The 9702-nt window shown below is 58.4% G+C and carries 12 protein-coding genes and 1 pseudogene; 6 read left to right on the plus strand and 7 right to left on the minus strand.

The features are described from left to right. From RMO15_RS12925 to RMO15_RS12940, 4 genes and pseudogenes are all read right to left on the minus strand, one after another. Positions 1-150, minus strand: a 150-nt coding sequence (locus tag RMO15_RS12925; RefSeq protein WP_369016107.1) for a glutamate--tRNA ligase family protein, incomplete at its 3' end; no start/stop codon positions are given. A 36-nt stretch (positions 151-186) separates the two neighbouring features. Further along, a complete protein-coding gene (locus tag RMO15_RS12930) occupies positions 187-1134 on the minus strand; it encodes a DUF4351 domain-containing protein (RefSeq protein ID WP_309713104.1) in 948 nt (315 codons plus the stop codon). Between the two features lie 15 nt (positions 1135-1149). Continuing rightward, positions 1150-2616, minus strand: a complete 1467-nt coding sequence (locus RMO15_RS12935) for an amidase (RefSeq protein WP_309713107.1) — start codon at positions 2614-2616, stop codon at positions 1150-1152. A 96-nt stretch (positions 2617-2712) separates the two neighbouring features. Further along, a pseudogene (locus RMO15_RS12940) lies at positions 2713-2961 on the minus strand (ferredoxin family protein); the annotation flags it as partial. Between the two features lie 63 nt (positions 2962-3024). Between RMO15_RS12940 and RMO15_RS12945 the strand changes: the two are divergent. The 6 genes from RMO15_RS12945 (at position 3025) to RMO15_RS12970 (ending at position 7132) form a co-directional block, all read left to right on the plus strand. After that, positions 3025-3687: a Crp/Fnr family transcriptional regulator gene (locus tag RMO15_RS12945; RefSeq protein ID WP_309713114.1), complete on the plus strand. Its 663-nt coding sequence runs from the start codon at positions 3025-3027 to the stop codon at positions 3685-3687. 162 nt (positions 3688-3849) lie between these two features. Next, complete coding sequence (locus RMO15_RS12950) at positions 3850-4533, plus strand: uracil-DNA glycosylase (protein WP_309713117.1); 684 nt, start codon at positions 3850-3852, stop codon at positions 4531-4533. Beyond that, positions 4534-5883 (plus strand): sulfatase, encoded by a 1350-nt coding sequence (locus RMO15_RS12955; RefSeq protein WP_309713120.1) that lies wholly within the window; start codon positions 4534-4536, stop codon positions 5881-5883. It abuts the gene before it with no gap. A gap of 42 nt (positions 5884-5925) precedes the next feature. Further along, positions 5926-6435 (plus strand): type VI secretion system tube protein TssD, encoded by a 510-nt coding sequence (tssD, locus tag RMO15_RS12960; protein ID WP_309713123.1) that lies wholly within the window; start codon positions 5926-5928, stop codon positions 6433-6435. A 37-nt stretch (positions 6436-6472) separates the two neighbouring features. Then, positions 6473-6715, plus strand: a complete 243-nt coding sequence (locus RMO15_RS12965; protein ID WP_309713127.1) for a ferredoxin family protein — start codon at positions 6473-6475, stop codon at positions 6713-6715. A 15-nt stretch (positions 6716-6730) separates the two neighbouring features. Next, positions 6731-7132 (plus strand): thioesterase family protein, encoded by a 402-nt coding sequence (locus tag RMO15_RS12970; RefSeq protein ID WP_309713130.1) that lies wholly within the window; start codon positions 6731-6733, stop codon positions 7130-7132. Here the strand turns inward: RMO15_RS12970 and RMO15_RS12975 are convergent. From RMO15_RS12975 to RMO15_RS12985, 3 genes are all read right to left on the minus strand, one after another. Further along, positions 7129-8136 (minus strand): tetratricopeptide repeat protein, encoded by a 1008-nt coding sequence (locus RMO15_RS12975; RefSeq protein WP_309713133.1) that lies wholly within the window; start codon positions 8134-8136, stop codon positions 7129-7131. The genes RMO15_RS12970 and RMO15_RS12975 overlap by 4 nt on opposite strands. 71 nt (positions 8137-8207) lie before the next feature. Then, positions 8208-9239 carry a trypsin-like peptidase domain-containing protein gene (locus RMO15_RS12980; RefSeq protein WP_309713136.1) on the minus strand — a complete coding sequence of 344 codons (1032 nt, stop codon included), beginning with the start codon at positions 9237-9239 and terminating at the stop codon, positions 8208-8210. 191 nt (positions 9240-9430) lie between these two features. Continuing rightward, the coding region (locus RMO15_RS12985) for a hypothetical protein (protein WP_309713138.1) at positions 9431-9702 on the minus strand (272 nt) is incomplete at its 5' end.

The following is a 9702-nucleotide window of genomic DNA, read 5'->3' on the forward strand; positions in this document are numbered from 1 at the left end:
GTCGGTGTCCTCGATGCGCAAGAGAAAATCCCCGTCGTATCTCTTGGCAAGCAGGTAGGAAAACAGCGCGGTACGAAACGCCCCGACGTGAAGAAATCCAGTCGGGGAAGGGGCGAAGCGGGTGCGCACCCGGCGCGGCTCGCGGCCCATGAAAATATCAGAAGAATCAGTAGTTGGCACGATTGCCTATGATACCCCATCTAGCCAGAGCTGGGCATCGGCCACACTCGTAAAGTCTAGGAGCGCCTCAGTGAGCTGCTCTTTTTGCTCCAGCGTGAGCGCAAGAATCGCAGGACGAAGCGCCTCGGTCGCAACTGCACCAAACTTATGCGTGAGCTGGCGCAGGATCATACGGTCAGCGCCTTGCATGAGCCCCTGTTCAATGCCTTTCTCAACACCTTCTTCAATCCACTCATTGGTCAGTGTCAACATAATATTCTGCTCCTCTCGGGGCAAGAGCCCCACTTCACGCTGGAGTGCTACCAGCTCCAAACGCGTCATCTGCAAGTACGTCCGCACAAAGCCCGCGATAAGCTGGGAGCGGGCCGGATCAAGTCGAAGCGTCGCAATCAGCCGTAGGCACTCAAGCCGTACTTTCACCCGCTCGTCCTCGGGAATCTGCATCTTCGCCATCAAGGCCGTCGCCACCGGGTTTCGCTTCTTGGCATAGTCTTTCCAGCTAAGCTGATTGAGCTGAATCGCACGAAACGCAAACTGGATCACGACAAAGCCGGGAAACTCCATCGACAAAGTACTCGGCGCAGCCTTGAGCGGCTGATCGTAGGAGAAGAGTGCCACCGGATAAATCGGCAAATGGTATTTTTCCCAGAAGCGAGCAACGTAGTTAAACATCCGCTCCGGGAACTCTGATTGTGCGCTCGACTGGTTCTCCACGATCAGCAAAAAGAAAGCATCTTTGCCCTGAAACTTCGCCTGCACCACGATATCGGACTCGTACTTTCGGCCCTCCGTAATGTCCGTAAAGACTTCTTTGTCTAGAAAGGCAATAGACTCTGGCTCTAAATACGCATAGACATCGGGAAGGAACGCCTCGATAAACTCAACGAAAAACGTGGTGAGCAGTTCTTTAAACAGCCGATCATGGTCAATGCTTTCTGGAGCCTCGGGTTCCATGCTGAAAGTATACCGTCAGGGCGTCGCCCCTGCCGATAAATCCGCCGTTGCCGCGAAGGTGGGAGCGCGGCGGTGCTTGGTGGCTTGCTCGTAGGCGAAGGCCAGGCGCAGGAGCGTGGCTTCGGAGTTGGCGCGGCCCCAGAACGCAACCCCGACGGGCAGGCCATGGACATGTCCCGCTGGGACGGTAATACTGGGATAGCCTGCGACGGCGGCGGGGCTGGAAGCTCCGCCGAGAAAGTGGTCACCGTTGATCAGATCAATCGGCCAAGTTGGAGCCTGGGTCGGGGCGAAGAGGGCATCGAGCTTGTGCTTTTTCATCACGGCATCAATGCCTAGCTCACGGGACTCTTTGCGGCATTTTTCCAGCGCCTTGAGGTACTCCGGCGAGGTGAGCGGCCCTTTGGCTTGTGCTTGCTCCAGAAACTCTTGCCCAAAGAACGGAAGCTCCTTGGCCTTCACGCTATTGTTAAAGGCGATCAGCTCCTTGAGATTTCCCACAGGTGTGCTGGCCAGCCCTGCAAAGTATTTATTGAGCCCATCTTTGAGTTCGTAGAGTAGCACCGTGATTTCATCGGCATCAAAGGTGCTCACGGTGGGCATGTCCGCCGGGTCAATGATCTCTGCACCGAGCTTCTTGAGCACCGCGATGGCGTCCTCGGCGAGCTTGTCGGTTGCGGGATGGTAGCCAAAGAAGCGCTTGCGCGCGATCCCTATACGCTTGCCCTTGAGGCTGGTCACCATCGCCCCCGAGTAGTCTTTTCCGGTCAGCGCCCCGAGAAGGATCGCCACATCAAAAACGGTTCGTGCCATCGGCCCTGCGGTGTCTTGTGTGGCAGAGATCGGAATAATCCCCTTGCCTGAGAGCAGCCCGACGGTTGGTTTCAGCCCCACTAGGCCACAGGCCGCAGACGGCGAGAGAATCGAGCCATCGGTCTCGGTGCCGATCCCTGCCGCCGCAAAGCTAGCCGCAATCGCCGACCCCGTGCCCGAGCTCGACCCCGACGGTGAGCGATCCAGGGCATAGGGGTTGAGGGTCTGCCCGCCACGCCCACTCCAGCCACTCGATGAGTGCGTGGAGCGCATATTTGCCCACTCGCTCAGATTGGTCTTGCCCAAAATCACTGCCCCCGCTTTTCGGAGTGCGGTCACAATCGGTGCATCGGCTTTCACCTTCGCACCCACCAGTGCCAGTGAGCCCGCCGTGGTCTGCATCTTGTCGAGCGTGGCGATATTGTCCTTGATCAGAATCGGTATCCCATGCAGCGGCCCCAGAGGCTTCCCCGATGCCCGCAGAAGCTGCAAGCGCTCGGCTTCTTTGGAGGCATCCGGATTCAGCTCAATCACTGCTTTGAGCTTTGGGTTCCACTCCGCGATCCGCGCCTGGTAGAGCTGCACCAGCTGTGGCTCGGTGTAGCGACTGGCCCTCAGCGCCTGACGGAGCTGGGAAAGAGACATTTCTTCAAGTTCAAACGACGACATATGGAGATTCTACCTGACACCGCCCGTTAGAGGGGTGGTGATGGAGGGCGTACCGCCACGAAGGCCGTTCCGGCCATCCGCTCCAACCGGGGGGACAAAAAAATCGGCGTTGCGTTCGATCGAAGCTTTCCATTTTTCGGGTATATCATCCACAGAAAAGATCACACCGACCGGGCACTCAGTCTCGCAGAGGCCACAGTGGATGCATTCCTCGGGGTTGATGTAGAGCTGGGGATCGTCACCATCGCCACCCTGGATACAGTCCACCGGGCAGACAGCCACACACGACTTGTCTTTGACCCCAATACAAGGATCGGCGATGACATAGAAAGGATAGTTTTTCATGACGTCAGGCTATCGCCGCCTCGCTAGCACTGTCCGTGACTTTTGTCATAGAATGAAAGAGAAATGACCCGTGATGATGCCCTGCGGCGTGTGGGATTCCTCAAAGATGCCCCCGAGGCAGCACGACTGGCGCTGACAAAAGCAGGGCATGTCCAGACACTCCGTGAGGGTGAGCTACTTTTTCTGGAGGCCACGCCCTCGCTCGGGTTGCTGATCGTTCTGGAGGGGAGCCTTAAGGAAAGCAAGCTCGATGCACGGGGTCGTGAGCTGATTTTAGCGATCCATAAACCCGGCTCCAGTGTCGCAGAGCTTCCCCTCTTCGACGGTGGCAACCACCCGACCCAGGCCAGCGCCCTCACCGAGAACACCCGCGTTTTTCGCGTCCCACGGCCCGCTTTCGAGAGCATTTTGAGTACCTATCCTGAGCTGGGATGGGCCGCTCTGCGTAGCCTCGCGATCCAGCAGCGCAAGCTCTTGGAGATGCTCAAAGCCCAAGCGCTCCACACCGTCCGCTCTCGCCTTGCTGCCTACCTGCTAGCCCAGAAGAGCGCCACGTTCTCACTGCCCGAAACCAACGAGAGCATCGCCGCTCAAGTGGGAACCGTCCGCGAAGTCATCTCGCGCACCCTCCACCAGCTCGCCGATCTGGGGTATATCACGCTCACTGGCCGCACGATTGCCATTGTGAACCGAGCGGCGCTGGAAAAAATCGCAGCGGGCGAGTGAAGAATCTCGTCCCTGACTGCGGTGGAGGAAGCCTATCTCTACCGCGCTCTGCTCACCTGTGCCCACGATGCCAACCGTCGTTTGCATCCAACCGTCCCACTCATCAAAGCACACACGGGGAGAGATATTCCGGTTAGGGACATCTTTGGGTAGTATAAGGCCATGAACACTGCTACCCTTCCCGCCGACTGGCAGGCCGCGCTCGTTGCCGAGTTTTCTGCTCCCTACTTTACGACCCTCACCGAGTTTGTCGCCGCCGAGCGCATCGCCCACCCCGGCGCGATCTTTCCCGCTGAGGACGAGGTTCTCAATGCCCTGAAGTTCACGGCGCTTGCTGACGTAAAAGTGTTTATTCTGGGCCAGGACCCGTACCCGACTCGTGGCCATGCACACGGGCTGGCGTTCTCGGTTCAGCCGGCGGTGAAGCCGCTTCCGGCGTCGCTACGCAATATTGTGAAAGAGCGGGAGAGCGATATTGGCATCGGCAAGCCCAGCTCAGGGAGCCTGATTCCGTGGGCCAAGCAGGGCGTCTTGCTGCTCAACACCGTGCTCACGGTTCGCGAGGGCGAGGCCAACTCGCACCAGAAAAAGGGGTGGGAGAAGTTCACGGATGCCGTGATCCGCGCCGTGAGCGCCGCCAGCACGGAGCCGGTGGTCTTTATCCTCTGGGGCAAGCCCGCCCAGAAAAAAGAGGAGCTGATTGATGCCACCAAGCACACGATTATTAAATCTGCCCATCCGTCGCCGCTCTCGGCCAGCACGGGGTTCTTTGGGAGTAAGCCTTTCTCCCAGGCCAACGCTGCCCTCAAAGCCGCCGGGCGCACCGAGATAGACTGGTCGCTGTAAATGCTACTAAGCCTTCCCCCCCAGATCGCACCGCCGCCCTTGCGCTGGAACGTCGTGCTGGTCACCGCCGATGACATGAACGCGGACTCTGCGGGCTGGATGGGCAATAAGCTGGGCGCAACCCCGAACCTGGATGCCTTTGCGGCCACCGCACACCGGTTTGTCAACCACCATGTCAGTGTCCCGATCTGCCAGCCGAGCCGTGCGGCACTCCTGACGGGGCGCGTCCCCCACCGCAACGGCGCACTAGGCTTCAACCCACTCTCGTCGGGTGTGCCGACGTTGGTGAGGAAACTAAGAGAGGCGGGCTGGTTTACGGGATCGCTCAATAAGCAAGCGCACATGAAGCCCGAGAGTGCCTTCCCCTGGGATCTCTCCCTCACTGACTCCGGGAAGAACCCGGCTATCTTTGGGGAGCAGCTCAGCCAGTGTGTTAAGGCGGCGAGCGCAGCGGGCAAACCATTTTTTATCAACGCCAATATCACCGACCCCCACCGGCCTTTTGTCGGTGCGGGGAGCACGCCCCAGGAAACAGAGGGGAGTGTCAAGCCCTACACGCCCGCCGAGATCACCGTTCCCTCGTTTCTGGAGGACATCGCGCCGGTACGAAGAGAAGTGGCGCAGTACTACTCTAGCGTCCGGCGGGGCGACCAGAGCTTTGGAGCACTTCTAAAAGCCATCAAAGATGCAGGGCGTGAGTCGGATACGCTGATCATCTTTCTCTCAGACCACGGGATGTCGTTTCCCTTCTCTAAGGCGACGGTCTACCGCAACGGCACCTGGTCGCCAGTGCTACTCCGCTATCCGGGAATGGGCAAGCCGCAGAAGCGCGAGGAGTTTGTCAGTAGCGTGGATCTACTTCCCACACTGCTGGAGCTGCTTAAACAGCCCGCCTTGGAGGGAGTGGATGGGCGCTCGTGGGGGCCGCTGCTCCGTGGCGAAAAGCAGTCTGATCGGGACTATGTGGTCACCCATGTCAATACCGTCAGTAGCGGCAAGAGCTTCCCCCAGCGCTGTATTCGCACGAAAGACTTCGCCTACCAGTTTCATGCCTGGCCCGATGGCACGCCACAGTTTCGTGTCGAGGCGATGAGTGGAATCACGTTTGCGGCGCTCAAGAAAGCCTCTGAGAGTGACCCAAAGCTCAAGGCGCGAGTCGACCAGCTCACGGTAGGCGCGCCCGAGCAGCTCTTCGACCTGCGCACCGATCCCGATGAGCGCACCACTGTGACCGCCGATCCCAAGTACCAGGCGGAGCTGACACGCCTTCGTCGGCTTCTTCAAGTACACATGGAAAAAACGGGCGATCCGCAGCTTGAAAACTTTCGTAAGCAATTGACGAGGAAATAGCGCGGAGCCGAGCGATCTGAAGACAACCGGTATAATTTTGGCATGAAACGACGTCTTCTCTTCGCTCAAGCGACAGTCCTTCTGGCACTTGTGCTTTCTTCGTTGCCTTGCCGCGCCGCCGACATGATCTTCCTAGAGCTCAAAGGCGCAAAGTTTGGACAGATCAAAGGTGATGTAATCCAGAAAGGCCGTGAGGGATCCATTGCTTGCCTTAGCTTTGAGCAAGTGATCAGTACACGCTCCGGCCCAGAGGCGATTGTGATCCGCAAGCGGATTGATAAGAGCAGCCCACTTCTGATTCAGGCGCTGTCCGACAATCAGCTAATCGAGGCACGCTTTAAGTTTTGGCGGCCCCAGACGAAAGCCGTGACCGGTGTTGGCTCCGAGGAGCAGTTCTACACGATCGAAGGGAAGCTAGGGCGCGTGCTTTCGGTCAAGATTCTCAGTAGCACCGAGAGTAAAGAGGCTCCTATGGAAGAGATAACTCTGAGTTTTTCGGATATCACCTGGACGTATATGGAAGGCGGCATTACGACGCAGATTAAGAAGTAAGCGTTGCAGAGAGAGAGCTAGCAGGGTAGAATTGGCCATGCCCTACGTGATTGCCGAGCCCTGCGTCGGCGTGAAAGACAAGTCTTGTGTTGCGGTTTGCCCGGTGGATTGTATCCACGGAGGCGATGATGACAACCAGCTCTTCATTGACCCGACTGAGTGTATTGACTGTGGCCTCTGCGAGCCGGAGTGTCCAGTAGACGCCATCTTCATGGATGACGAAGTGCCTGAAAAATGGTCGAGCTTCATCCAGCTAAACGCCGACTACTACAAAAAGTAGTCGCGTTTTACTTCTATGCCGCTGACTGCCCGAGTTCGGGTTCGGACGTATGAGCTAGACTCGTTCGGGCATGTCAATAATGCGGTGTATCTTCAGTACTTTGAAGAGGCGCGCTCCGAGTATCTCCTTCAGCTCGGGCTCTCTTTTGATGACTTTGCCCGAACACAGACCCAGTTCGTCATTACCGAAGCAAGGGTGCGCTATGTCTCCTCTGCACGTTATGGCGACGAGCTACTGATCACGGGCGAGATAGAAAGTGCTGGCCCGGCGACGGCTCTGTTTACCTACAAAGTCACGCGCGACGGTACCCTGATTGCCGAAGGGGAGACCCGTGGTGCCTTTCTCAGTGCCGCCACAGGTCGCCCCATCCGAACCCCAGAGCCCTTTAAGAGCGCCTTCGCCCCAAAAGCAAGCTAGTTGTTGCCCGCCATTTCCGCCGCACGAGCACGCTTTGTCGCCTCTTTCACAAGCTGTGCACTTGCGCCTTGCAGAGCCGCCACACGACGGAACTTGTCCGCCGCCTCGGTGTACTTCTTCTGCGACTCCAGGCAGGTTCCCCAAGCAAGAAGAGCCGCGCTCTTATCGAACTTCTCCGACGACGCCTCCGAGATCTCTAAAGCCTTGGAAAAATTCGCCACGGCCAGGTCAGGGCGACGTGTCGCAGCATCGCTGACCCCCAGATCGTACCAGCCCTGAGGCGCACTCGGGAACTTCTTGATGGTCAGCGTCGCCACCGAGGCAGCCTCCGTAAAGCGAGCAAGACTCTTCAGGTTACCGCTCAGAGCGTGTAGCGTGGTGGGTGTAGGCTCCGCAGACGTGATCTTGAGCCGGTGCTCCAGGGCGAAAAAGTGCTTACCCTGTGCTTCCAGCGCATCCGCATAGCCTTGGCGCACCACGGCAGGGGCGGACTTGGTGCTCTTGAGAAGCGTCTTAAATGCCTGCTCCGCCAGCTCGGGCTTCTGCATTCGCTCCGCCGCCTGGGCATAGAGCCACACAAAGACCGGATTCTGGCTGTTTTTCTGAGCGAGTGCTCCCAGGCTAGAGAACGCTTCGTTGGCGCTATCGGGATCACCCAGGTGTAGAAAGTGCTGCGCGGCCAGAGCATCCGGGGAAGGTTTCGCGGACTTTGCCCCTAGCTCAATGACGCGAGAAAAGTAGGTATCGGCCTCCGCCTCAGAGGCATGAGCCGCTATGCTTGCCGCCAAAAACAGCCCCAGATGACTGTCCTGAGGGAACTGCGCGACCAGTGCCTGGAGTGCCTTCTCTGCCTGAACACTATCGCCCTTGCTCCAGAGCTGCCACGCACTCTGGTAGCCCTCGGTCGCACTCTTGGCGGGCTTGTTATCTGCCTGAGCGGGCAGAGCGACTACGCCTCCTGCCAGCACCAGAGCCGCCACAATAAATCCATTACGAACCTGCATCGAAGTTCCTCCAGGGTTTATCTTTGGTGGCTCTGGTCGAAGAAGACACTGAGTAGAATACCAGGTTTTCCCTAGCGCGCCTCACCCAGCCGAGCTTTGATGGTCAGAGAACGTCCGCCTCGCAGTGCCGTAAAAAGAAGAGGATCGCCAGGACTCTTGCCACGAAGGAGCCGCTGCATGTCTAGATCCGTATTAATGGGAGAGTTGCCGAGCTTCGTCAGAATGTCCCCGGGCCGCAGACCTGCCTGGGCCGCAGGACTGCTGGGATCAATCCCGGCAATCACAACTCCCCGCGAGACCGGAAGCTGGTAGGTACGGGCAACTTGCTCCGTCAGACCAACATATTGAATTCCCAGATACGTCCGGCGCACATCGGCTCCCGCGATAATCTTCTGGGCATAGCTCTGTGCCACTTTAATGGGAATCGCCAGCCCGAGCCCCTCGGCGCTATCGGCACGCAGCACCGCGGTATTGATCCCAATCACCCGTCCCTGAGAGTCCAGCAGTGGGCCGCCGGAGTTGCCGGGGTTGATGGCGGCATCGGTCTGGATAAAGCCCTGCTCCTGGCGCTCACTTAGCCGACGGTTGGTCGCGGAGACAATTCCCGTGGTGACGGTCTGCTCCAGCCCGAGCGGGTTTCCAATCGCAATCGTGGTCTGCCCCACTTCGAGCCGATCCGAGTCTCCAAGCGGCGCAGCAGGGAGCAGCTTAGGCGACGAGACTTTTACCACGGCGATATCAATCTCACGAAACGCCCCCAGCACACGGCCCGTCAGCTCGGTTGTACTCTTGAAGCGCACCCCCACTCTCGTGTTCCGCCCCACCACGTGAGCGTTCGTCAGGATCAACCCTTGCTTGCCGTCTATAACCACGCCGGTGCCCAGCCCCGTCTCCGTCCGAATCAGCACTACGGCAGGCGAGACTGCCTTTACCACACGAATGACATTTTGTTCATCGGTGCTCTTTGCCCCAGGCGCTTGTGCTTGTACGGGTGTTGAAAACGAAGCCTTGCCTCCGACAAAGCCAAGCCCTGCTCCAAATCCCGCTCCCAGACCAAGGGAGCAAACGCCAAAAGTGGCCAGTTTTTTTGCAAACTCTCTCATGCTTATTTATACGAATGGGGAGTTCAAAAGATTCCTTTGATAGCCCTAGACGGTAAACCTCTAGGCTGTAGGGCCTTTGGCCGCCTCCTCGTCCCTCGTCGGTAAAAGGTAACCTTGTGGGTAGAGATTCCGCCGAAGGCGCGGCGGAACGCCCCAATGCCCGACGATTTCCGTCGAGGCGATTCCCACTGTCAGCGCAGTGACAGCGGCAAGTAGCGGCGTAGAAGCGCTGCACGGGCCAGTCCCAATCGGGAACCACTGCCCTTGCCCAGCTCTAATAATGCCTCCGCAAACTCCGTAGGTGCCAGAGGCTCCGTGAGGGCCAGTACTCCGGAGAGTCGCCGGTTGGAGAGCAGCTCCAGTGCCTCACTCTCATCGAGTAGCTCCGCCTCACGAATCCGCGTGGCGGCCTGCTCCCAGCTCGTGCGCAGGCTGTAGGGGTGACGCACTAAAAGCCGCTCAC

It is taken from the genome of Armatimonas sp. (genome assembly GCF_031410135.1).
Taxonomy (GTDB): Bacteria; Armatimonadota; Armatimonadia; order Armatimonadales; family Armatimonadaceae; genus Armatimonas.